Source organism: Streptomyces rishiriensis (assembly GCF_030815485.1).
Lineage (GTDB): Bacteria > Actinomycetota > Actinomycetes > Streptomycetales > Streptomycetaceae > Streptomyces > Streptomyces rishiriensis_A.
Genome location: NZ_JAUSWV010000002.1, coordinates 8,124,499 through 8,149,244, shown reverse-complemented (window position 1 = coordinate 8,149,244; position 24,746 = coordinate 8,124,499). Strand labels below are relative to the sequence as shown.

The window sequence follows — 24,746 nt, the reverse complement described above, 5'->3', positions numbered from 1 at the left end:
GTGGGGAAGGACAGATATGTCCTGGCGTACAGTCAGAGCAAGATCATTCAGCCTGGCGAGATCTGTTTGTGATGGGGTACGAAGACATCGCGTCCGTTCGCTGGTCACCGTGGTGTCGCTGTCCATGGCCGTCCCGGTCGGCCTGGCTCCGATGGCGCAGGCGTCGGGTGGCGGTCTGGGCCGGCCCGACCTGCCCGACGAGCGGGTCAGCAAGGTCAAGAAGGTCGAAGGGCTGGGCGCGAAGAAGGCCCGGGACCAGGTCGCCCAGGACACGAAGGCCAACGCCGACCAGGCCGCCCGGGCACTGAAGGAGCAACGTTCCTCCTGGCCGAAAAAGGGCTCCGCGACCATCGAGCTGAATGGGTCGGCTCCCGCCTCAGCGAAGCCCGGCGGACTGTCTCTCACCGCCCGTCCGGTAGCCGGCAAGGCTGCCGTCCCGGCAGGAACCGAGCTGCGGTTCACGGTCCTCGACACCGCTTCCTCAGACGCGGCCGGAATTACCGGCGTCCTGTTCACCGCGAACGCGGACGCGGCCGGACGAGCAGAAGTCAGCATCGACTACGGGAACCTGGCCGGGGTGCTCGGCGGCGGCTGGGCGCAACGGCTGCACCTGGTTCAACTGCCCGCCTGTGCCCTGACCACCCCCGCCAAGGCCGAGTGCCGCAAGCAGACTCCGCTTCCGTCCGAGAACAACGCCACCCAGCAGACGGTTACCGCACCGGTCTCCCTCCCCGCGAACGGCGGGCTCACCACTCAGCTCGGTGCGAACACCGCACAAGGCACAGGCGCATCGGCGGTAACCGTCTTCGCCCTCACTGCAACCGGCACGGGCGAGGGCCAATCGCCCAACGGCAGCGGCGACTACTCGGCCACCGACCTGGCCGAGTCCTCGTCCTGGGAAGCGGGCGGCAGCTCCGGCTCGTTCACCTGGAAGTACGACTTCGCCGTGCCGCCCGCGGCTGCCGGACCGTCTCCGCAGCTCTCCCTCGCCTACAGCTCCGGCAGCGTCGACGGCCGCTCCGCGGCCACCAACAACCAGGGCACTTCTGTCGGCGAGGGCTTCGGGCTCAGCGAGTCCTTCATCGAACGCACCTACGCCGGCTGCGACGACGACGGCCACGACGGCATCCACGACCAGTGCTGGAAGTACGACAACGCCCGGCTGCTCCTCAACGGCACATCGAACCTGCTGGTCAAGGACAAGTCGAGCGGCAAGTGGCGGCTGGAGAACGACGACGCCTCCACCGTGACCCGCTCCACCGGAGCCGATAACGGCGACGACAACGGCGAGTACTGGACCGTCATCACCGGTGACGGAACCAAGTACGTCTTCGGCCTCGACAAGCTCGACGGCGCCACCACCCAGCGCACCAACTCCACGTGGACCGTTCCGGTCTTCGGCGACGACGACGGCGAACCCGGATACTCCGGCGGCACCTCCTTCGCGGACCGTTCCCTGAACCAGGCCTGGCGATGGAACCTCGACTACGTCGAGGACACCTCCGGCAACGCGGCCACGTACTGGTACGCCAAGGAGGGGAACTACTACAAGAAGAACAAGGCCTCCACGGCCAACGCGTCCTACATACGCGGCGGCTACCTGAAGGAGATCAAGTACGGGCTGCGCAAGGGCGCGCTGTTCACCGATGACGCCGACGCCAAGGTCGCCTTCGGCTACGACGAGCGGTGCACGGCGGCGGACTGCTCGTCCTTGACCAAGGACACCGCCGACAACTGGCCAGACGTACCGTTCGACGCGATCTGCTCCAGTGGCGACGACGACTGTCTGGCCGTCGGTCCGTCGTTCTTCACTCGCAAGCGGATGACCTCCGTCGACACCACCTCATGGAACGCCACGACGAGCGCCTACGACGCGGTGGACTCCTGGGCCCTGACCCAGCAGTACCTGGACGGCGGGGACATCGGAGACACCTCCGACCAGGTCCTCACCCTGAAGTCCATCAAGCGGACCGGCAACGCCGGCACCGCTATCGAGACGAGCCCGGTCTCCTTCACGTACCACATGCGTCCCAACCGGGTGGACGGCACGGACGACATCCTGCCGCTGACGCGCCCGCGTATCTCGACCATCACCTCGGAGACCGGGGCGATCACCACGGTGACCATGTCACCGGCGGAGTGCGTCCGCAGCGAGGTGACCGGCGCGGCGCAGGACACCAACACCCGCTCCTGCTACCCGCTGTTCTGGAACATCAACGGTGCCGAGAACGCATCCGTGGACTGGTTCCACAAGTACCGGGTCCTCGCCGTCACCGTCTCCGACCCGACAGGCCAGAACGAATCCGTCGAGCACGCTTACAGCTACAGCGGCGCGGCCTGGAACTACAGCGACGACCCCTTCATCCTCAAGGACGAGCGGACGTGGTCCGACTGGCGCGGATACCGCGAAGTCACCGAGTACAAGGGCGCGTTGGAGACCACCCGCTCGAAGACGGTCTCCCTGTACATGCAGGGCATGGACGGCGACCGGCTCAAGGACGGCACCACCCGCTCGGTGAACGTCGCTCCCCTCACCGCACCGGCCCTGGGCCTCGCCACCCTCAAGGACAGCGACCAGTACGCAGGACATCTGCGCGAGAAGGCCACCTACAGCGGCTCCACCGTCGTCAGCGCCACCTCGAGTGAGCCCTGGTCCGCGGAGACCGCCCGCCAGTCGCTGCCCGACGCCGGGGACTCCGTAGCCCACTTCGTGCAGCCCAAGACGGAGATCACCCACACCTACCTCACCGCGCCGGGGACCTGGCGTTCCCGCACGGTCGAGAACAGCTACGACAGCTACGGCATGGTCTATGAGTCGGAGGACCGCGGCGACGAAGCCAAGTCCGGCGACGAGACCTGCACCCGTACCTGGTATGCGCGAGACGAGACCCTGGGACTGATCAGCCAGGTCTCCCGCAAGCGCGTGGTCGGGAAAGCCTGCACCGTGGCCGACGCCAACCTGGCCCTGCCCGCTTCCACAGCAACCCGTGGCGATGTCCTGTCCGACACCGCCACGGCCTACGACGGCGCCACCTGGTCGACGACCATGAAGCCGACGAAGGGCCTGAAAACGTGGACGGGACGAGCCAAGAGCTACAGCTCCACCGTTCCCGTTTGGCAGAAGGTCGACAGCACCGGTTACGACACCCTCGGACGCGTCACCTCGGTCACCGACGCGTTGGAGCGTGTCACCACGACCGCCTACACACCGACCGCGGCGGGTCCCCTGACCAAAAAGGTCGTCACCAATCCCAAGGGACACGCGCTCACCTCATTCATCGACCCAAGGCGCGGCCTCGACCTGCGGTCCTATGACGCGAATCTGAAGAAAACCGAATTCGCGTACGACGCCCTGGGCCGGCTGACCGACGTGTGGCGGCCCAACCGCAACCGCGCGGCCGGCTACAGCCCCACTCAGAAGTTCGGCTACAGCCTCAGCCCCACCAAGCAGTCCTGGGTGTCTTCCGCGTCGCTCAAGGCGGACGGGGAAACGTACAACACCACCTACACGATCTACGACTCGCTTCTGCGCCTCCTCCAGGAGCAGGTACCGAGCCCGAAGGGCGGGCGGCTGCTCAGCGACACCCGCTACGACACCCGCAGCCTGGCCTACGAGAAGTTCGAGGAGATTTTCGACACCACCTCGGCACCGAACTCGACCTACACCAGAGCGGAGTACGGCGAGGCACCGAAGCAGACCGAGACGGTCTTCGACGGGGCAGAGCGCGTACAAGCCAGCCAGCTCCTCGTGTACGGCGTCGCCAAGTGGACGACCACGACCTCGTACACCGGTGACTCCACGGCGACCTCCGCGCAGCAGGGCGGCACCGCGACCCGGACCATCACCGACGCACGCGGCCGGGACACCGAGAAGCGCGAGTATGCGAGCCCGAGCCCGACCGACACCGAGTTCGGCGGCGGTCCCGGCGCCGGTTACAGCGCCACGAAGTTCCAGTACACGCTCGACGACAAGCAGCGCGGCGTCACCGGGCCCGACGGAGCGGCGTGGACCTACGGCTTCGACCTGTTCGGTCGGCAGACCGCAGTCAGCGACCCCGACAAGGGATCGTCCACGACGGACTACGACGTCATCGACCAGATCACCAAGAGCACTGACTCGCGGGGCAAGTCCATCCTGACCTCGTACGACGAGATCGGCCGAACGACCGGTACCTGGGACGGCACCCAGGACGATGCCCACCAGCTGACCGAGTACACCTACGACACCGTACTCAAGGGCCTGGCGGCCTCGAACACCCGCTATGTCGGAGGCAAGAGCGGGAAGGCATACACCAAGACGATCACCGGTTACGACACCCTCGACCGTCCGACGGCCACCACGCTCACCCTGCCCTCCACCGACCCGTTGGTCGTCGCAGGCGCACCCGCCACGGTCTCCTTCTCCAGCTCCTACCGCCTCGACGGCACGCTGGGGAACAACGCGGAACCCGCGGTGGGCGGCCTGCCGTCCGAGACCATCGAATACGGCTACACCTCCCTCGGCCAGGTCACCTCGATCACCGGCAGTACGGGGTATCTACTGGCCGCCGACTACTCGGCTCTCGGCCGCGCGCAGCAGTACACGCTGGGAACGGCGAACACCGAAGCCGCCAAGAAGATGTACGTTGCGAACACCTTCGAGGAAGGCACCGGCCGCCTCACCCGCACTCATGTCACGGACCAGACGCACCCGTACATGCTGATGGACCTCAACTACACCTTCGACCAGGCCGGCAACATCACGGCCATCTCCGACCCGGCCACCCTCGGCGGTACCAGCTCGGCCGAGACCCAGTGCTTCGCCTACGACGGCAACCGCCGTCTGAAGAGCGCCTGGACGCCCTCCTCGCAGAAGTGTTCCGACGCCCCCAGTACGGGGAGCCTGTCCGGACCCGCGCCCTACTGGACCGACTACACCTACAACCAGGGCGGTCAGCGCACCGCCGAGACCCAGCACAAGGCGACGGGCGATGCCACGACCACCTACTGCTACAAGGAGGGACGGCCGCACGTCCTCTCGGGCACCAGCAAGACCGCGAACTGCACCACCCCGGATGCCGGATACGGCCACGACACGGCCGGCAACACCACCTCCCGGCCCGGCCCGACGGCGAGCCAGGCCCTCGTCTGGTCATCGGAGGGGCGGCTCGCCCAGCTCACCGAGAACAGCAAGAAGACCGACTACATCTACGACGCCGAGGGCAAGCTTCTGATCCGGAGCACCGAGGGCGGTGAACGCATCCTGTACACGGGCAACACCGAACTCCACCTCAAGGCGAGCGGCGCCACCTGGGCGCAGCGCACCTACTCCTCGGGCAGCCTGAGCATCGCAGTCCGCAGCAACCAGTCCGGCTCAAACAAGCTTTCCTACCTCGCCGGCGACCATCAGGGAACCCAGAGCCTGGCGGTGTCCGCAGACAGTGCGCAGACGGTCACCAAGCGCCGGATGACACCGTTCGGAGACGAGCGCGGCACGACCAGCGGCGGCGCATGGCCGGACGACAAGGGGTTCCTCAACAAGACCAGCGACACCAACACGGGACTCACACACATCGACGCCCGCGAGTACGACCCGGAGATCGGCCAGTTCATCAGCGTCGATCCCGGGCTGGAAACCGACGACGGGCAGTCGCTCGACGGCTACTCCTACGCCGCAAACAATCCGGTAACCACTAGCGACCCGACGGGACGCACCCGGTGCGACGTCGACCCCTCGTTCTGCAACAAGCCGCCGCCCAACCCTGGCCCGGGCGCTCCCTGCCCCAGTCTCACCAACCCGCAGTGCCCGGAGTACCAGGGCGGCGGCGGTGGCGGTGGTGGCGGCGGAGGGGGTAGCGGCGGCGGAGGTGGCACCACCGGCACCGGCGGCGGCGGAAGTTACGTCACTGCCAGCTGCGGCATGCCTCCCCTGCCGGCCTGCACCGGCCCGGTATACGGCCCGCCCTCCCAGCCCCCGCTCCTCATGGGCCCCGACCCGATTCCGCTTGTGTCGTTCTCGGCCAACTGCGGGATCGAGTCCAAGGTGCAGAACTACGTCTGCAACGCTGGCAACGGGGTCATGACCTCAGGCGCCTACCTCCAGGAGAGTTTCAGCGCGGCGGGCAGACTGACGACAGACGCGAAGGCCGCGATGCGGTCCACCCGTCAGTCGAACCAGATCCTGCAGGCCATGAGGAACAACCCCGGTCTCGCGCGAGTGGGAGCCATCGGGAACAGCAGGGCGGTGATGTTCGCCAGCAAGGGTTTGCTGGTGGGCGGTATCGGCTTCACCGCGTATTCCAACTACCAGTCCACCGGTGGTGACGTCCCCCTTACCGTCGCGGAGACCGCGGTCGACACCGCCGTGGTCATGGGTGCGACAAAGGTAGGAGCCACTCTCGGCGCGGCGATCGGCACCGCCATCGCGCCCGGCGTGGGCACGGTCATCGGCGGAGCCATCGGCGCCGGGGCGGGTGCCGTCACCGGCATCCTTGCGACAGGCACCGTCAACAACGCCATGTCGAAAGGATGGAAGGGCGTGAAGGGCTGGTTCAGCTGACCGCTGGACCGTAGCAGGGCGCCGGGCGGGCCCCGGGGGGTGTCACATACCCTTGGGGCCCGCCTGGCGGCTCCTCCCCAAAAGGGAGGGAGCCGAACATGAGCAACGCTGGGAGGGATCGAGCAATGTCGTACTTCATCGGACTCTTCTTCGTGGCGGGGTCCGTCTTCATGACCTGGAAGGTCACTCAGCTCTGGCGTGACGCCGACCTGGTTGACCACTTCATGCAAACCTTCTCCTTCATGCCCTTCGGCAAGGAGGTCAAAAGAGGAGAAGTACGGTCTCTCGCCCTCACCGCCGCCTCCCTCTGGGGCGTCACAGTCCTGCTCCTCCTCGGTCTCCTGGACGTCGACATGACCGGCCCGCTGACCGCCGTCTTTGCCTTCGCGCTGGTCACTGTCCTTCTCAGCCTGCTCTGCGAAATCAGCGTCGTCCTGTTCAACGCCCCGAAGTTCGTCGTACCGCCCCACATGCGTTCCGACCCCGGAGTACTGGCCGCCCGCCGCGCAGGGGGTCAGCGGCAGACCAAATCTTGACCTGCCCTTACCGGTCCCGTGCATTCTCTCGAGACAGCACCGGCCATGGCCCGATCACGGGCGCGTCGCAAATGATCTCCTCATCTACCTCGGCGACCTGCAGCGTGATGTCCTGCGGCTGCTGACCGGCAAGGGTCTTGACGCCGCCGAGAGTGCGCCGCAGGGCACGGCGGAGCTGCCGGTAGAGGGCACCGTTGCCGGCCGGGCCTACCAGTACGGGCACATCGTGGCCGGCGCCGACAGCGCGGACGGCGCCCATGGCTGGTGGGTGCCGCTGCTGGACGGCACCGAACGCCTGGGCGTGCTGCATATGACGTCCGCCCAGGACGGCGAGGACGTCCGCCAGGACATGCTGGCGCTGGCGTCACTGGTAGCGATGCTGGTGGTCGGCAGCCGCGACACCAGTGACTCCTACGCCCGCCTGACCCGGACCCAGCCGATGAACGTCGCCGCGGAGATGCAGTGGACGCTCATGCCGCCTCGCACCTACGCCGACAACAGGGTGATCATCGGCGCCGTGATGGAGCCCGCGTACGAGGTGAGCGGTGACGCGTACGACTACGCCACCGCCGACGACATCGTCTACATCTCGGTCTTCGACGCCATAGGACACGACACGTCGGCCGGCCTCCCTGGTCCGACACCACTTCGACGGCTTCTCCGTTCCCGAGACCCTGCGCCGCCTCACCCGCGCCCACCTGCACCACCACGACAACGAACTGCAGGACGACGCCACCATCCTGCTGTGCCAATGGCTCGGCCCCCACACCGACACCGTCACAGCCGCCGCACCGCTGGCCGGAGTACCCCAGACCCAGACCACCGACTGAACCACCAGCCGCACGGGCCGGAGTCGGGCACCCGGCCGCGCAGGTACCGAGGTCGGTGTATCGGGCAGACCGACGCGGACTGCCTGCCGGTCGAGACCTCCAGCTGGAGTACGCCACGCCTGGGTGGCGACCAAGGCGCGCTGTCAGCTGCCCGCGGACCCGACCGAACATCGTGCCCCGACGGCCAGAAGTGCCGTCGGCGATGAGCGAACCGGTTACTCGAACAGATGCCGGGATGCCCTGCTCCAGGCGATCCTGTCGACGAGTTCAGCCAGAAGTCCGTCGGCCACCCAGGTGGCTTGGGGCTCACAGCCCTGTTCGGCCAGCCGATGCACGAGGTCGGCGTTGTCCTCTTGTCTGGCGATAACAGCGCTGACGATTCCGACGGTCGCGTCAAGGCCGTAGGCGTTACAGAAGACCTCCAGCCGCCGACGGCGGTCGGGAGGGGCCGGGTAGCGCAGCCAGCGCAAGCACTCGGCGTCGTCGCGGAACGGGGCGACGTACTCCAGTGCATAGGCCACGTCGTGCAGCCGCGGTGCCGGGTGGGCGAAGTCCCAGTCGATGATTCCCACCGGTTGGTCACCCTGCCACACGACGTTCCAGGGGCCGAAGTCCCCATGGCAGACGACCTCGTGGTCACCGGGGCCGCCCGCGCCTGCGGACCAGGTCGCGCCCGACGGGGGCGAGAAGCCGGCACAGGCGTCGTGATAGTCACGCAGCAGCCGGGCGAAGTTCCTCAGTCCCTGCTCACCCACGACCTTGGCCCACCCCGCAGTCCCGGAATCGCCCTTGATGAAGGTCAGAACTTCACGCCCTTCAGCGTCGATTCCCAGGGGGCGGGGCGCATAGCCGAAGCCGACGTCCTCCAGGTGCCGCAGTAGCGCGTGGACGCTGGGCGTCCACGGCTGGACGGGCCTGCGGACCGTGTCACCGATCCGCACCACCCGACGATGGGCATCGTCCTGCATCACTTCCTCACCGGCCACCCGATTCACGCTACCCAGGCACCCGAGCCCGCGGCACCTCGATTTCGCCGAGCGACGACCAATGACGGCAAGCGACCCCCACATGTGCTCGTCCTGGCGGGCTTGCCGCCGTCCACGTCCCTCGCCTCCCCGTGCGGTGAGGCCGCCTCAGCGTTCTGGGCGCATGTCACGGTTCTCGAACGTGCGCCGGACCGCCGCACCCTCGTCCTCGACCAGCCCGGACGTATCCGGCATCTCGAGCACGGCGGCGCAGTGCTCGCACAGCAACGTCCCGTCTTCGGCCGGGACGGCCGGCCTGCTCCCGCACGCCTTGCAGATTCCCTCGCTGTGGTCACTCAACGTGTTCCTCATTCCTTGCACCTGATGCGGGGTTCGCGTTCGTCCAGGAACCCGGGTTCCCTGGAACCGGCCGGGCATAGCAGCCGGGGACGGCGGGCGCTCCGGCATCGTTCAAAGCTCCGTACCCGTCTCTTCGGCGAGTGTCTGCAGGAGGCGGTCCTGGAACGCTTCGTCGTGGACGGCGCGGTGCGGCTGCGTCTGCTGCTGGTGGTACCAGTAGCCTCCGGTGCTCAGCGCCTGTGGATCGTCGCCGGCGGCGAGCCACTCCTGTGTCCGGTGCCCCAGCTCCAGGTCGTCCGGTGCGCTGGGACCGCCCATCCTGGTCGGCACCCATCCCGGGTCCACGGCATTGCTCATCACCTCGGGGCGCAGGCGGGCCACCGCGGCGGCCAACGCCGTGACGTACAACTTGCTGTCGGCGTACGAACCCGCGCTTCGGCCCCGCCAGTCGACTCCGGCGAGCCGGGGGTGGCCGCTGAAGTGCGAGCCGCTGCTGAGGTACACCAGCCGACGCGGCCCACGCAGCAGGGCCGTGAGCAGGTACGGGGCGATGATGTTGACCGGCATGACCGCCGGACCGCTCCATACACCGGCGTTGTGGATGACGGCATCCAACGGCTCGGCGTCGTTCAGCTCGGCCGCGATACGCCGTACGGCGTCCCGCTCGGTGAAATCACCCACCACTGTGCGGGCACCGCGATCGGCCAGCGCATTCATCTCTGCCGCACGCTTCTGGTTCCGGGCGTGCACGACGACGTCATGCCCCTGCGACAGCAACGCATCCGCCGCCGCGCGTCCAAGTCCGTCCGCGGAACCGGTCACCAGGATCCGGCTCATGAGCGCACCGCCTCCCGGATCCGCCGCGTGGGGGTCCGCCCCTCGGCCGGGGGCATCGACACCGCCTGTACCGCTGGCCGCATCGCGGTCACGAGGACCGGCGTTTGCAGGGGCGTCGCGTCCTGCTCACCGAGGCCGGTATCCCCATCGGCCTGCACGGCTGCTGAATCTCTCATGAGGCTCTCCCTCGTTCATGGCCCCGATGTCCTGGCCCGGACTCGAGTGGTTTTCGCGGTTCAGGACGGACTGCGGGTGTCGTCCCGCCTGTCTTGTTCGCCGGCGCGCACCGCGGGTGGCTTCTGGTGCCCGCGAGGGGAGGCTGTCCAGCTGGCGAGGAGCTTGAGCCGGTCTTCGTCGGGAGTTCCGGGCTCGGCGGTGTAGATCGTCAAAGAGTGGGCCTCGTGGACGGAAAGGGGCAGGTCCAGCGGCTGGTAGGTGAGTTTCAGGGGGCCTGCGCCGGGGTGGTGGAAGCTTTTTACGCCGCTGTGGTGGACGCGCACGTCGTGAGTGGCCCAGTGAGTACGGAAGTCGGTGCTCACGGTGGACAGCTCTCCGATGAGTTCGCGCAGGGCCTTGTCGTGCGGGGAGCGCCCGGCTTCGGCGCGCAGCAGCGCGACGGTGGTGGCGACGGCGCCGTCCCGGTCTGCGACGAAGTGGTGTGAGCCGGGGTCGAGGAAGTAGTAGCGGGCGAAGTTGGGCCGGCCGCGTTCGCTCACGGCCGCACCGTCGAACATCGGTGCGAACAGGGCGCGGGCGAGGGCGTTCTCGGCCACGATGTCCAAGCGGCCGTTGGTGACGAAGGCCGCGGACAGTGTCATGGAGTCGAGCAGCCACTGGACACGCGGCGGGACGTCGACCGCCTTGCGGCGCCGGGGTGTACGGCTGACCGGCTGTGCGGCTCTGGCCAGGTCGAAGAGGTAGGTGCGTTCGTCCTCGTCCAGGCGCAGCGCACGGGCGACCGCGTCGAGCACGTCGTGGGAGACACCGCTGACGTGGCCCCTCTCCAGGCGCGTGTACCACTCCGTGCTCACGCCGGCCAGGACCGCGACTTCCTCGCGCCGCAGTCCCTTGACGCGGCGCCGTCCGCCGGCGGGCAGCCCGGCCTGCTCCGGGGTGATCCTGGCGCGCCGGATGGCGAGGAAGTCCCGGATCTCGGAGCGGGTGTCGGGTCGCTGGTCCATGCCTTCCACGGTAGGCATGTATCGCCGGGAAGGGAGGGGGAGCTTGTACCCCCCATAATCGCGACCTTCCTGGTGAGGGAGACAGCCGGTTGTCTGGATACCCAGCCAGGACACGACTGCCGTCACCCCTTCCGGTGGGCCCTGCGGCAGCCGGGACGGCGACCGGGCAAGCCTCGGGCATCCCGTGCCTTCCTGGACACCGACCGGCGCAGACAGCGCCGAAGCGCGACAAGGAGATCCGCACATGCGTGGAGTAGTGATGTACAAGGCCGGCGACGTCCGGGTCGAGGAGCGGGAGGACCCGAAGATCGTCGAGCCCACCGACGCGATCGTGAAGCTGACCGCGACCTGCATTTGCGGCTCGGACCTGTGGCCGTATCGCGGGATCGAGCCCGCTGAACACCAGGTCATGGGACACGAGTACGTGGGCGTCGTCGAGGAAGTCGGCTCCGAGGTGAAGAACGTCAGGCCCGGAGACTTCGTGGTCGGGTCGTTCGTCATCTCCGACAACACCTGCGAAATCTGTCAGGCCGGGTTCCAGTCCAAGTGCGTGCACGCCGAGTTCGTTTCGCAGACGATCGGCACGCAGGCCGAGAAGGCCCGGATCCCGCACGCCGACGGCACTCTCGTCGCCACCCCGGGACAGCCCGACCCCGAGCTGATCCCCGCACTTCTGGCCGCCTCCGACGTGCTCGGCACCGGCTGGTTCGCCGCCGTCGCCGCCGAAGCCGGGCCCGGCAAGACCGTCGCGGTCGTCGGCGACGGCGCGGTCGGACTCATGGCCGTCCTCGCCGCCAAGCAGCTCGGCGCGGAACGCGTCATCGCCATGTCCCGCCACCCCGAGCGGCAGAAGCTGGCCCGCTACTACGGCGCCACCGACATCGTCGAAGAGCGCGGCGAAGAGGGCATCGCGAAGATCAGGGAACTCACCGACGGGCTCGGCGCGCACTCGGTCATCGAGGCGGTCGGCACGCAGGAATCGTTCATGCAGGCCGTCGGCGCCACCCGCGGCGGCGGGCACCTGGGCTACGTGGGCGTGAACCACGACGTGAGCATCCCCGGGATCGAGCTGTTCTTCGCCGGCATCCACACCCTCGGCGGCCCCGCACCGGTGCGCCGGTTCCTGCCCGACCTGATCCAGCTCATCTGGGACCGCAAGATCGATCCGGGCAAGGTCTTCGACCTCTCCCTGCCCCTCGACCAGGCGGCAGAAGGCTACAAGGCCATGGACGAGCGCCGCGCCACCAAGGTGCTCCTCACCCTGTGACACACCTGCCCATGATCTCGGGGGCGCTCCGTGCCACGGCACGGAGCGCCCCCGCAGGAACCTGCCTGACCCGCCCCCGCACGGCCCGCGGTTCGCGGTCCGCGGCATGCCCGCCGACGATCAGCCTGACGGCGGCGCGGTGGGCGAGACGCCCGTGATCGAAGCGCTCACGGGTACCCGGTGCTCGTACGAGCGTGCGTCGACGTTCCGCGGTCCCCGCCCGGCGCGGGGTCGGCCGGTCCGGGCAGGCCGCTGGAACCGGCTCCTGGAACCGGGTGTCCGGGGGCCGGCTCGGCGCTCTCGCCGAGGAAGCCGCCCGACTGGTGCTGCCACAGCTTGGCGTAGGCACCGTTCGACGTGAGCAGCTCATCGTGGGTGCCCTGTTCGACGACGGTTCCGCGGTCGAGGACGACGAGACGGTCCATGCCGGCGACGGTGCTCAGCCGGTGGGCGACCACGAGGGCCGTACGTCCGTCCATCAACCGCCACAGGGCGTCCTGGACGAGGAGTTCGCTCTCCGAGTCCAGCGCGCTGGTCGCCTCGTCGAGCAGCAGGACGGGGGCGTCGCGCAGGATGGCCCGGGCGAGGGCGACACGCTGGCGCTGGCCGCCCGAGAGTTTGACTCCCCGCTCCCCCACCAGGGTGGCGAAGCCGTCGGGGAGTTGACCGGCGAACTCCGTGACGTGCGCGGCCGCGGCCGCGGCGTGGATCTCCTCGTCGGTGGCGGTGGGCCGGGCGAAAGCGATGTTGTCCCGCAGGCTGCGGTGGAACATGGCGGGTTCCTGCGGGACGTAGGCGATCAGTGAGCGCAGGTCGTTCTGGCGCAGCTCGCTGATGTCCTGTCCACCGATCAGGATGCGTCCGTCGTTGATGTCCGACATGCGCAGCAGAAGCCGGGTGAGTGTGGTCTTGCCGCCGCCGGACCTGCCGACCAGGCCGACCCGTGCGCCTGCGGGCACGTCCAGGTCGAGTGCCTGGAAGATCGGCTTCGCGCCCGCGTGGGCGAAGGTCACCGCCTCGAAGCGGATGCCCGTGTCCCGCAGTGCGAGCGGTTCGGGTTCCGTCGGGTCGAGCACGGTGGGCGGGTCCAGCAGCAGCTCCGTGAACTGCGCGGCCTCGGTCATCGAGCTTTCCAGACGCCGATAGATCTGATTGAACTCGAACATTATCTGCGTCGCGTTGGAGTAGTAGGTGAAAGCGACGACGACTTCCTCCACTCCCTGGCCCGGGCCGCCGAAGGCGATGGCGACCAACAGGCCCAGCACGTTGGTCAGTACGGACATGGGGGCGATCAGGGTGTCGACTCGCAGATTGCCGTAGTCCCACGACCTCAGCGTCAGGCGCCGGGAATCCGCGACACGGCTGCGGTGTTCGTCGGCCTCCCGCCGCTCGGCCGCGAACGCCCGGATGGTCTCCATGTTCATGAGACTGTCGGCGACGTGGCCGGAGACCCGGGCGATCGCCGCCTCACGGTCGTTGACGAGCCTCTGCCGGCGACGGATCAGAGGTGTGGCGACCAACACGGTCAGCACGATCATCGCAAGAAGGCCCGCGACGAGCATCGGTTCGTAGCTCCACAACACCACGGCACCGAACACCAGGGGGACGAGACTGCCCACGATCCGGTACGTCACCGTGTCCACGAAATCCTCGAAGCGCTTGCCGAAGCTCAGCACCCGTTTGGTCAGAGAGCCGGCGAAGTTGTCGTGGAAGAACGCCGCGTCCTTGGCGAGAAGTTCATCCATACCACTCACGTAGAGGTGTTCCATGCCGAGGGCGTCCACGCGGTTCAGACAGTGCTGCCCGACTCGCCACACAGCCTCGGCGAGCAGCAGCGTCACACCGAAGCCCAGCACGTACGGCAGCGCCGAGTCGAGGGTGAGACCGTCGTCGTCGGCGGCCTGTCCTGCCAGTTTGGCGACCAGCAGGGGGGCGACGTAGCGGGTGCCGATGTTGCCCACGGCCGGCAGCAGCAGCGCGGGCAGGGCCAGCCGTCGTAGTCGAAGCAGTTCCTGGCCGTAGCGGCGCAGTGCCAGAACGACCGCGCTCCTGCCCGGCGTCGGCTCTCGCGTATCTGTTGACCGCATCACACTCCCGGAGGTTCGGAAGTCGGAAGTGTCCCGTTAGGGGAGGTCCTCGGTCCAGGCATTTACCGCGGACCGGCGAGAACCGGACACCGCCGCGTCCAGCGTACGCAGCGGACGGGTCCCGATGGTGGTGGGGTGGCGCGCACCGGCCCAGTCGATGGCGGCGAAGGACGCCTCAGCCGTCGGCGGTCGAGGAGGACACCGCAGCCCGGCGGAAGCGGCCTCGGGCCCGCAGGCTTCAGCCGATGAGCCCGTGGATCGCCGCCACCACGTTGAACACCGCAGGCAGGACGAAGACGCAGCCGACGCCGATCCACACGCACCCGGCGGTTCGATGACCGCGGCTCGGCGGCGAGGGGTGGATCAGCCGATCGCCTGCCCTCATCGTCTCGCTCGGGGCGAGCAGGCTGCGTCCGGTGCGGCGTTGCCTCCGCCCCACCCATATGAAGACGACCGCGGCCATCGCCGTGAACGCGGCCAGTTGGAGATGCTCCCCCGGCGAGTCGGCGCCGGCAAGCGTCACGGCCACGTACGACACAGCGTTTCTCCCCCCGGACGATCACGGCGAGTGGATCACCTCACACGGGTTCGACCATGTCAAGCGGGTTGCGCCTTGCCTGCGGCTGCCGCAGGGCGGGCGCGCCCCAACGCGCCGGCATCGCCGCCTGCCTACTCGCCACTCCGGGCATCACGCGGACGACCAAGGCGCGACCGTCAGGACGACGCAGTCCTGCCTGTCACCCGACGGCGGACGCGAGCAAGCGCGCCCGCGGCCGCCTCACCGGATTCAGCAGGTGGAGCTGCTGGAGATCCTTATTCCGGTGACGACCACGGAGTTGGCGAACACGGTCGAGTTGTTCGGCGGAAGACAGACCGAGCCCCCACCCTGGAGCCGCAGATACACCACGTCGTCGTTGCGGGTGTTCATCACCCCGTAGTGCGCCCGGGGCGTGACCGCCTGATAGCCACTGGTGACGTCCTGGTACTTCGACAACGGCGTGCCCGCGAGCAAGGCGTTGTTGTCCACGTAGAAGCAGACCCAGGGGTACGGGCAGCCGTGCGTGGGGGCCTCCGCGTGGGCTGCGGACGCGCCGGTCACGGACATGGCCGCGACGGCCACGCTCACTCCGGCGAAGCCTGCGACCCTCCGGATGACGGATTTCATCGAACCTCCAAGAACTCGGCACATCGCTCGAACCTGCCCACGCGTCATGGCGGACACGGCACGGCGGAGCACAGCAGGAGCGGAACATGTGCCGCTGCCGTGAACTCCCCGCAGACCAAGGGTACTTGTCAATGATCACGATCGGGCTCGGCCTGCCCGGGACTGCCCCTCGCCCCTGCCGACGCCGACGCACGCTGGGCTCGCTGGACCAAGGCCACGCGCACAGGGCCCCTACGTCGTTGTCGGCTTGGAGGTGCAACGAACCACATGGCGGTGGGGGCGTGGAACGGACGAGCCTGCTCCGATGTGCTCCGAAGCGGCCTGAACCTTGATCAGGTGCTCGCCCGGGGCCGTCCGCCGGTTGGCTCGTGCGGTGTTCGTCCGGTCGACGGAGAACGTCGCACGAGCCGCCTCAGGTGGGACGGAGTCAGCCGAGTGCGAGGGATCGCTGGGCGGTGATGTTCCGCGACGACTGTGCCGTCGCGAAGGTGTAGGTACCGGGTGTCAGGCTCCAGCTGCCCGACCTGCGGACGGTGAGTTCCCGGACGGGGATCGTGAGGGTGAGCCGCTTGCCCGCGGCCGGGGCCAGGGTGACTTTTCGGAAGGCGACCAGGCGGCGCGGCTCGGCCGCCGCGGCGCCGGGCAGGGTGGCGTAGACCTGGACGACTTCGGTGCCCTTGCGCCGGCCGTTGTTGGTGACGGTGACGGCGAGGGTGACCGCTTCGGCCGCCGGATCGTAGGCGACTTCGACGGAGCCGTGGGCGAAGGTGGTGTAGGACAGGCCGTGGCCGAACGGGAAGCGGGGCTGCTGCCCGTTGACGTCGTAGTAGCGGTAGCCGATGGCGATGCCTTCGGCGTAGGACACGGCGCCGCCGCTACCGGGGTACGTCGCGGAGGTCGTGCCCGGACCCTGGCCCGGGTCGGCCGGGAAGGTGATCGGGAGGCGGCCGGCGGGGTCGATGTCGCCGAAGAGGACGGCGGCCAGCGCGGTGCCCGTGGCGCGGCCGCCGTACCACGCCTGGATGACGGCCTCCACGTCGTTCAGCCAGGGGGTGGCGACCGGGCCGTCGGTGTTGAGGACGACGATCGTGCGCGGGTTCACGGCGGCCACTGCGGTGATCAACTGGTTCTGGTCGCCTGGCAGTTCCAGTTGTTCGTGGTCCATTGCCTCGCCGGCCACCCGGTTGACGATGACGACCGCCGCGTCCGCGGCGCGGGCTGCCGCCACCGCGCCGGGAATGAGCGAGTCGGGCTGCCAGCCGAGGGTGAGTCCGCAGGTTCCGCTCTGTGCGGTGGCGTTGGTGTAGGTCACCTCCAGCGTGACGGCCCGGCCTGCGGTCAATTCGGCGGTGCCCTGGAGCGGGTAGTCGAAGGGACCGAGGAAGAAGCGGCGCATCTGCCGGGTGCCGGAGACGACTGTCCTGCCGTCGATCTTCAGTGCCGTGGTTCCGGCGGGCAGCAGGGAGAAACGGTGGAGGCCGGTGGTGGTCGGGGTGAGAGTGCCGGTCCACTTCGCCGACCAGACGTCGGGCAGGCCGCTCACGGGTGCGGTGGTGAAGTCGACGGCCGTGTCGGTCCGGGTCGTGATCGGTGTGCCGGATGCCTCGGCGCCTGCGTAGTAGGCGCCGGTCAGGCCGGTCGCACCGGTGTCGGTGCGCAGGACGGTCGAGGGAAGCGCCGGCAGGGGGAGGTCGCCCTTGGTTCCTTGGGCGTGCGTGAGGGTGACGGAGCCGCCGGCCCGGGCCCGGATGGCCGCCAGCGGAGTGGTCCAGGCGCCGGGGTCGACGTAGGTGGAGCCGGCTACGCCGGTGAAGGTGTCGGTGCCGGCGGGGCCGATGACGGCGAGAGACTTCAGTGTGGCGGGCAGCGGCAGGGCCGGGGAACGGTTGGCGAGCAGCACGGTGGAGGCGATCGCGGCCTCATGGGCGAGGGCTCGGTGTTCCTGGGTGCTGACATCGTCGGCCGGGTCGGGGAGCGGGTGGTCGAAGAGACCGTTCGCGAACATGGTGACGAGGATGCGGCGCGCGGCGTCGTTCAGCCGGGCGGCGGGTATCGCCCCGGTGAGGGAGCCGGCGGGGATGCTGACCGCGCCGGAGCCCAGTCCGGCCAGGTCCATTCCTGCGCGGGCCGCCGCCACCTGGTCGTCGCCGGCCCAGAAGTCCGGCACGGTGTAGCCCTGGAGTCCGAGACCCTTCTTCAGATGGTCGAAGAGAGCGGGGTTCTGTGTGGCGAAGGTGCCGTTGATCTTCGGGTAGGCCATCATCACCGAGGTGGTCGGTGCGGCGGCGATCACGCGGCGGAACGGCGCCTCGTAGATTTCGTGCAGGGCGCGGTCGGAGACCTCGGTGTCGATGAAGAAGCGGTTGGTCTCCTGGGTGTAGGCGGCGAAGTGCTTCACGGTGGCCGCGACGTTCTGGCTCTGCATGCCGACGGTGAGGGCCGCACCGATCCGGCCGGCGAGCAGCGGGTCCTCCCCCATGCCCTCGGACTGGCGGCCGAAGTGCCAGGTCCGGGTGAGGTCGACGGTGGGGCCGAGCAGGTTGTTGTATCCCTTGCCGCGGCCTTCCGCTCCGATGGCGCGGCCGATCCTGCCCGCCAGGTCCTCGTCGAACGCCGCCGCCTGCGCGACCGGTACCGGGAACGCCGTCACGCCCTGCTCGCCCCGCAGCCCTGCTGAGGCGTCGACCATGACCAGGGCCGGAATGCCCAGGCCGGCGACGGCGTCGAAGTCGCACCGGACGAGAGCCTCCTTCTGTGCGGCCGTCATCCGGGCGAGCAGTGCGTCGGCCCGGTCCTGTGCGGCGGTGCGTGACGCGGCGGCCGCCCGGTCGCTCACGGCGGAGGCCATGCTCATGGCCAGGGCGGTGAAGGTGGCGGCGGAAAGGAATGTTCGTCTGTTCACAGCGGCTCTCCGGGTGTGTGTGGCGGCTGCTCACGAGGCCACCGAAAATATGGGGGCGGGGCCGACCGCGCGTCAGGTGGTTCAGGCGGCCTCTTCTGCCAGTTCCGCCGTGTCGAGCAAGTGCTCGCCCGGCCCGAGGGCGACCGGTGCGCGGCCGGGGAGTTCGGCGGTGGCTGTGCACCCTTCGGGCACCGTGAAACGGGCCGTCATGCCGGTGGGTGTGACCTGCCAGGACGACGACGCTGTTCCGTACGGTGTCTCGTGGCGGGTGCGGGCCCAGGTGATGCCGCCGCCGGGACGCGGCCGGAAGGCGATCTCACGGTAGCCGGGGGCGGTGGCGGTGATGCCGCCGACGACGCGGTGGAGCCAGTCGGCGACGGCGCCGAGGGCGTAGTGGTTGAAGGAGGTCATGCCTCCGGGGTTGAGGGTGCCGTCGGGGCGCAGACTGTCCCAGCGCTCCCAGATGGTGGTGGCGCCCATCGTCACGGTGTAGAGCCAGGAAGGGCATTCGGTCTGCAGCAGCAGGCGGTAGGCGGTGTCCAGGTGCCCGGTGTCGGTGAGCGCGTCACAGATCAGGGGGGTGCCGACGAAGCCGGTGGCGATGCGGGCGTCGTCCTCGGCGACCAGCTGTGCCAGGCGGTCGCCGGCCGCCTGGCGTTGGCGCGGGGTCAGCAGGCCGAAGACGATGGCCAGTGCGTAGGCGGTCGCGCTGTCGCTCGTCATGCGACCAGAGGGCAGGAGGTAGCGGTGCCGGAACGCCTCGGTCACCTCGTCGGCGAGCCTGCCGTAGTGCGCCGCGTCCGCATCGTAGGCCAACTCGGCTGCTGACAGCGCGAGATGGCGGGCGGAGTGGGCGAAGTAGGCGGTGGCGACGAGGTAGCGGTCGGTGCGGCCCGCGGCGGGATCGTCGGGCGGGGCGGCGGGGTCGAGCCAGTCCCCCAGCTGGAATCCGGTGTCCCACAGACGCGTCGGTCCGGCGAGGCGTTCCACGAGGTCGACCCATGCCTTGGCCATCGGGTAGTGGCGGTGGAGGAGTCCGAGGTCGCCGAAGCGCCGGAAGAGCGTCCACGGAGTGAGCGTCGCGACGTCTCCCCAGGCGGCCCCCGGGTGGATCGGCGTCCACATCGGCTCGCCCGGGATGACGGGGACGTACCACGGGACGGTGCCGTCGGGGAACTGTTCCAGGCCGACGTCGGTGAGCCAGGAGTCGAGCAGCCCGGCGCAGTCGTAGAGGTAGCTCGCGGTGGGGGCGAAGACCTGGATGTCGCCGGTCCAGCCGAGGCGTTCGTCGCGCTGGGGGCAGTCGGTGGGCAGGTCGACGAAGTTGCCGCGCATGCTCCACACGACGTTCTCGTGCAGGCGGTTGACCAGCGGGTCGCTGCACTCGAACCAGCCGGTACGGCGCATGTCCGTGTGGTATACGCGGGCGGTCACCGACTCCGGCGTCAACTCGCCCGGCCAGCCGGTCACTTCGGCGTAGCGGAAGCCGTGCAGGGTGAAGCGGGGTTCCCAGCTGAGCGGGCCCGCGCCGGAGAGGATCAGGGTGTCGACGGAGTACGCCTCGCGCAGCGGGCGGGTGGCCAGTTCGCCGTCCTGGAGGACTTCGGCGTGCCGGAAGGTAAGGGTGGTGCCGGCCGGCCCGTCGACGGTGACGCGGAGGCGGCCGACGAGGTTCTGGCCGAAGTCGAGCAGGTACCGGCCGTCTTCGGTGCGGGTGGCGGTGACCGGGGTGATCTCCTGGGTGCAGCGCACGGGCGGTCCGAGGGGGGCGACGAGGGTGGCCGGGTCACGGACGCCGGTGCGGACGGCCGTCCAGTTCTGCGGACCGGCGCCGGAGGGGGTGGCCCAGGCGCGGTCGTGGAGGCGGGCGTCGAAGGTCTCCCCCTCGTAGAGGCCGCTGGTGAGGATGGGGCCGGGGGCGGCGCTCCAGGTGCTGTCGGTGGCGACGACGAGGGTGGTGCCGTCGTCGTAGGTCACCTCCAGTTGGGCGATGAGGCACTGGTCGGTGCCGTAGATGTTGCGGGTGCCGCCGTCGAAGCCGTACTTGCCCCGGTACCAGCCGTCGGCGAGCCATGCGCCGATGGTGTTGGCGCTCTCGGTGAGGTGGGCGGTGACGTCGTGGGTGCGGTAGCGCAGGCGGTGCGGGTACACGGTCCAGCCCGGGGCCAGGATCTCGTCGCCGACGCGGCGGCCGTTGATCTCCACCTCGTACAGGCCGTGGGCGGTGACGTAGAGGCGGGCACGGGCGACGGGCCGGTCGAGACAGAAGTCCTTGCGGACCCGGGCCGGGCGGCGTTCGGCCTGCGGGTCCTCCTCCCAGCCGGCGCCCACCGGTACGGCCCGCCAGTCGGCGGGAGCCAGGAGTCCGGCCTCGACCACTCGCGGTTCGCTCCAGGCCGACGGTTCGGCGGCGGCCGGGGTCCAGACGCGGACGCGGACCGTCGCGCGTTCCCGGGAGGCCAGTGGTTCTGCGGGCCAGGCTACGAGCACCTGGTCGCGGCCGGCGACGCGGCCGGTGCGCTCGAGGCGTCCGGCACGGGCGACTTCCAGTTCGTAGGCGTCCTGGGGGCCGGTGGCCGCCGGCAGGGTCCAGCTCAGGCGGGGAGCCGGGGTGCCGGTGCCGAGTCCGTCCGGAAGGTGCTCGAACGACACCGGGGAGGGCTGAGGGCGGAGCAAGGGGGGACCTTTCTTTCACGTGCGGGAGCGGGGTGGCGGGCCGGGGTCAGCCCTTCAGTGCTCCCGAGGTGAGGCCCTTCATGACCTTCTGGTTGAGGAAGAGGTAGATCAGGAGGGTGCCGAAGACGTTGATGCAGATGGCGGCGAAGAGCGGTCCGTACTGGGTGGCGCCGAAGTCGCCGGTGAAGTTGAGCAGGCCGACCTGGATGGTGCGCAGGTCCTGGTCGTTGGTGAAGGTGAGCGCGATGAGCAGGTCGTTCCAGATGAAGAAGAACTGCACCAGGCCGACGGTGAGGAGGGCGTTGCGGACCAGGGGGACGCTGATGGTCCAGAAGGCGCGCAGGATGCCGGCGCCGTCGATGGTGGCCGCCTCGAACAGCTCGCGCGGGACGCTGCGGTAGTAGGTGGCCATCATGAAGACGGTCAGGGGCAGGCCGGTGCCGGTGTAGGTGAGGATGAGCGGCCACAGCGTGCCGGACAGGCCGGTCCGGAAGTACACGGTGAACAGGGGCAGAAGGATCATCTGCGGCGGGACCATCATGCCCGCGAGGAAGACCAGCAGCGTGAGGCTGCGCCCCTTCCACACCATGACCTGGAGGGCGAACCCGGCGGCCGTGCCGAGCAGCAGCATCAGCGCCAGGGCCGGGAGGACCGCGAGGAGGCTGTTCTGCACGTACAGACCGATGTTGCCGGTGGTCCACGCGTCGGTGTAGTTGCCCCACTGCCATGTCGTGGGCAGGCTCCAGGTGGAGTTGTTCAGGTAGTCGTCGTTGGACTTCAGCGACGTCAGGAACATCCAGATCAGCGGGTAGACCTCGATGACCAGCAGCAGGGCGACGACGGCCTTGACCCACAGGCGGCCTGCCCGGCCGCGGCGCGGGGCGCGGGTGCGCCTGGACGGCTGCCGGTGACGGCGGCTCGCGGTGGTCTTCACCGGGGTGTCGATGGTGGCCATGGTTCTAGCCCTCCGTGAGGTCGCGCCGCGAGACGCGGTAGACGACCAGGCTCACCAGCAGGCACACGACGGTCAGCAGCAGGGCGATGGTGCTGCCGTAGCCGTAGTCGCCGTAGGTGAACGACGTCTGGAACATGTACAGGGTCAGCGGGGTGGTCGCGTTGCCGGGGCCGCCGTTGGTCAGCGCGACGATGGAGTCGAAGACCTTCAGGGTGCCGTTGACACTGAAGACCAGTGAGGACATCAGTACCGGCATGGACAGCGGCAGCACGATGTGGCGTACCAGTGCGAGGCCCGTCGCACCGTCCAGGCGGGCGGATTCGAGAACCTCTTCGGGGATGTCCAGGAGGCCGGCGAAGAGGAGTACGGCGTAGAAGCCCATGGAACGCCAGATGTCCATGACGACCAGGACCCAGAAGACGCTGCCCGCGCTGCCGAAGAAGTCGACCGAGTCGATGCCGACCGCGTTCAGCACGGAGTTGACGGGGCCGGTCTGCGGGGCGACCTGGAAGAACTTCTGGAAGAGCAGTCCGACGGCGACCGTGGGCAGCACCACGGGGAAGAACACCAGGGTGCGGATGAGCGCGGAGGCACGTTTGAGGAAGAAGACGTAGAGCAGGGCCAGGAGGTAGCCGGCGACGACCTGGCCCGCCGTGACGACCACCGCGTACTTCAGGGTGAACCAGAGGGCGTCGTGGACGGCCGGGTCGTCGAGGAGGCGGGAGAAGTTGGCGACACCGTTACCGGTGAAGCCGTCGATGGTGTTGCCCTTGGTGAAGGAGTAGCCGAGCGACCACACCATGGGGACCAGCATGATCAGTGAGTAGACGAGAAGGGCGGGACCGAGCAGGAGCGCGATCGCCCTGCGGTCACCGAGTACGCGGTGCATGGGTGGTGTCCACTTCGTTTCCGTTACAGGGACCTGCCAGAGGGGGCCGGGGGCGGCGCACGCGGGCTGCGGGGTGCGCGAGGAGGCCGGTGGGCCGCCCCTGGCCGGTCACTGGGCGGCCAGCGCGTCCTGGACGGTCTGCATGAACTGCTTCGGGCTCATGCTTCCGGTGACCAGGCCCGCCGCGTTGGTCTGGCTGACGGTGGTGGCCTTGGTGCTGAACAGGGCCTCGAACCACAGCACGTTCTGCTTCGAGGTGCTGATGGTGTCGCGGACCTGAGTGGTGACCTCGTTGGCGTCCTTCACGTCGGTGTTCACCTTGAACCCGGAGATGGAGCCGTGGTCCTTCAGCGCGGTCGTGCCGTAGTTCCTGGCGATGCAGGACACCCAGTCGCCGGTCTTGTCATCGAAGGACTGGGCACCGAGGGTGATGCCGAGACCGACGTTGGAGGGGTACTGGTCGATCGATCCCTTGCCCCCGGTGACGGCGGGGAAGGGCATGAACCCGACGTTCTCGGCCCCGACCTTGTTCTGCTTCCGGTCGGAGATGTTCGCCAGCGCCCAGCTGCCCATGTAGAGCATGCCGGCCTTGCCGCTCAGGAACTGGTTCATGGCGGTGTCGTAGTCGATCGAGCCGACGCCCTTGCCGAAGTAGCCCTTCTTGCCGAGCGCGGCGATCTCCTCGGCGGCCTTGACGTACTTCGCGTCGGTCAGCTTCGCCTTGCCGTCGGCGACGTCCTGCAGGGCGTAGGGGCCCAGGCTCCGGTAGAGGTAGCCGCTGACCATCCGGGTCAGCGGCCAGCCCTGCTGGCCGGAGGCGGAGAACGGCTGGATGCCCTTGGTCTCCAGGGTCGCGGCCGCCGCGACCAGTTCGTTCCATGTGCCGGGCACCTTCAGCCCGTTCTCCTTGAAGATCTTCTTGTTGTAGAAGATCCCCTCGATGTTGTACTCGTAGGGCAGGACCTGGAGTTCGCCGCCGTACAGCGCCTTGATGGTGGAGATCGCGGCCGGCTCCAGCTGGAGGTAGACACCGAGGTCCTTGAGCTTCTGCTCCAGGTCGGCGACCTTGCCCGACTTCGCCAGCTGCTGGGTGAGTGCGGGGGCGTTGCCCGCGGCGAACTGCACCGGCAGCGCGTTCTGGCCGGCCAGCAGTTGCAGCTTCTGGTCCAGGCTCGCCTGCGGGACGGTCTCCACCTTCAGCGGCAGGGCGTCGTCCGCCGTCTTGCACGCGCCCTTCGACAGGGTGGTCAGGGCCGTCTTGACGGTGGTGTTCTCGGTGACGCTCAGGTAGCTGAACTCCTTCGGCGTGGCCGAGGAGCTGCCACCGCTGCCGCCGCAGGCGGTGGCGAGCAGCGCCAGCGAGACGGCGCCGGCGGTGAACAGGCTCAGGCGCGCACGTCGGGCGCTGGGCATGCGAACGGACACGGATGACTCCCGGAGATCTTGGAGAGAGCAAGGAGCGTGGAAGGCGCCGGGGCGAAAAGGCAGACCCGGCGTGCAGCGCGATGAGAGCGTAAAACGTTCTCCACGGCGAGTGGGCAATACCCTGCACCTCACC

The 24,746-nt window shown here is 68.8% G+C and carries 16 protein-coding genes; 3 read left to right on the top strand and 13 right to left on the bottom strand.

What is annotated here, in order from left to right; genetic code table 11:
• The first annotated feature begins 124 nt into the window (after positions 1-124).
• Positions 125-6,538, top strand: coding sequence for an RHS repeat domain-containing protein (locus tag QF030_RS38380; RefSeq protein ID WP_307167840.1), 6,414 nt, complete (start codon positions 125-127; stop codon positions 6,536-6,538).
• A 125-nt stretch (positions 6,539-6,663) separates the two neighbouring features.
• Positions 6,664-7,074, top strand: coding sequence for a hypothetical protein (locus QF030_RS38375; protein ID WP_307167178.1), 411 nt, complete (start codon positions 6,664-6,666; stop codon positions 7,072-7,074).
• A gap of 7 nt (positions 7,075-7,081) precedes the next feature.
• Here QF030_RS38375 and QF030_RS38370 read toward each other — a convergent pair whose 3' ends face one another.
• From QF030_RS38370 to QF030_RS38350, 5 genes are all read right to left on the bottom strand, one after another.
• Positions 7,082-7,384, bottom strand: coding sequence for a hypothetical protein (locus tag QF030_RS38370; RefSeq protein WP_307167177.1), 303 nt, complete (start codon positions 7,382-7,384; stop codon positions 7,082-7,084).
• Between the two features lie 735 nt (positions 7,385-8,119).
• A complete protein-coding gene (locus tag QF030_RS38365; protein WP_307167176.1) occupies positions 8,120-8,890 on the bottom strand; it encodes an aminoglycoside phosphotransferase family protein in 771 nt (256 codons plus the stop codon).
• A 147-nt stretch (positions 8,891-9,037) separates the two neighbouring features.
• Positions 9,038-9,229: a hypothetical protein gene (locus QF030_RS38360; protein WP_307167175.1), complete on the bottom strand. Its 192-nt coding sequence runs from the start codon at positions 9,227-9,229 to the stop codon at positions 9,038-9,040.
• A 111-nt stretch (positions 9,230-9,340) separates the two neighbouring features.
• On the bottom strand, positions 9,341-10,066 hold the full coding sequence (locus tag QF030_RS38355) for an SDR family NAD(P)-dependent oxidoreductase (RefSeq protein ID WP_307167174.1): 726 nt from the start codon (positions 10,064-10,066) through the stop codon (positions 9,341-9,343).
• Between the two features lie 236 nt (positions 10,067-10,302).
• Complete coding sequence (locus QF030_RS38350) at positions 10,303-11,247, bottom strand: helix-turn-helix domain-containing protein (RefSeq protein ID WP_307167173.1); 945 nt, start codon at positions 11,245-11,247, stop codon at positions 10,303-10,305.
• Positions 11,248-11,491: 244 nt separating this feature from the next.
• Here QF030_RS38350 and QF030_RS38345 point away from each other — a divergent pair, with 244 nt between their 5' ends.
• On the top strand, positions 11,492-12,514 hold the full coding sequence (locus QF030_RS38345; protein ID WP_307167172.1) for a zinc-dependent alcohol dehydrogenase family protein: 1,023 nt from the start codon (positions 11,492-11,494) through the stop codon (positions 12,512-12,514).
• Positions 12,515-12,681: 167 nt separating this feature from the next.
• On the opposite strand, the gene QF030_RS38340 is transcribed toward QF030_RS38345, so the two are convergent.
• The 8 genes from QF030_RS38340 to QF030_RS38305 all read right to left on the bottom strand — a co-directional run bounded on the left by QF030_RS38340 (position 12,682) and on the right by QF030_RS38305 (position 24,613).
• Positions 12,682-14,601 carry an ABC transporter ATP-binding protein gene (locus QF030_RS38340; RefSeq protein ID WP_307167171.1) on the bottom strand — a complete coding sequence of 640 codons (1,920 nt, stop codon included), beginning with the start codon at positions 14,599-14,601 and terminating at the stop codon, positions 12,682-12,684.
• 238 nt (positions 14,602-14,839) lie between these two features.
• Complete coding sequence (locus QF030_RS38335) at positions 14,840-15,139, bottom strand: hypothetical protein (protein WP_307167170.1); 300 nt, start codon at positions 15,137-15,139, stop codon at positions 14,840-14,842.
• A gap of 249 nt (positions 15,140-15,388) precedes the next feature.
• Complete coding sequence (locus QF030_RS38330; RefSeq protein WP_307167169.1) at positions 15,389-15,766, bottom strand: hypothetical protein; 378 nt, start codon at positions 15,764-15,766, stop codon at positions 15,389-15,391.
• A gap of 427 nt (positions 15,767-16,193) precedes the next feature.
• Positions 16,194-18,668, bottom strand: a complete 2,475-nt coding sequence (locus QF030_RS38325) for a glycoside hydrolase family 3 protein (protein ID WP_307167168.1) — start codon at positions 18,666-18,668, stop codon at positions 16,194-16,196.
• A gap of 81 nt (positions 18,669-18,749) precedes the next feature.
• Positions 18,750-21,344: an alpha-L-rhamnosidase gene (locus tag QF030_RS38320; RefSeq protein ID WP_307167167.1), complete on the bottom strand. Its 2,595-nt coding sequence runs from the start codon at positions 21,342-21,344 to the stop codon at positions 18,750-18,752.
• A 46-nt stretch (positions 21,345-21,390) separates the two neighbouring features.
• Positions 21,391-22,299 (bottom strand): carbohydrate ABC transporter permease, encoded by a 909-nt coding sequence (locus QF030_RS38315; protein WP_307167166.1) that lies wholly within the window; start codon positions 22,297-22,299, stop codon positions 21,391-21,393.
• Between the two features lie 4 nt (positions 22,300-22,303).
• On the bottom strand, positions 22,304-23,188 hold the full coding sequence (locus QF030_RS38310) for a carbohydrate ABC transporter permease (protein WP_307167165.1): 885 nt from the start codon (positions 23,186-23,188) through the stop codon (positions 22,304-22,306).
• Positions 23,189-23,296: 108 nt separating this feature from the next.
• Positions 23,297-24,613, bottom strand: coding sequence for an ABC transporter substrate-binding protein (locus tag QF030_RS38305; RefSeq protein WP_307167164.1), 1,317 nt, complete (start codon positions 24,611-24,613; stop codon positions 23,297-23,299).
• Between the last annotated feature and the right edge of the window lie 133 nt (positions 24,614-24,746).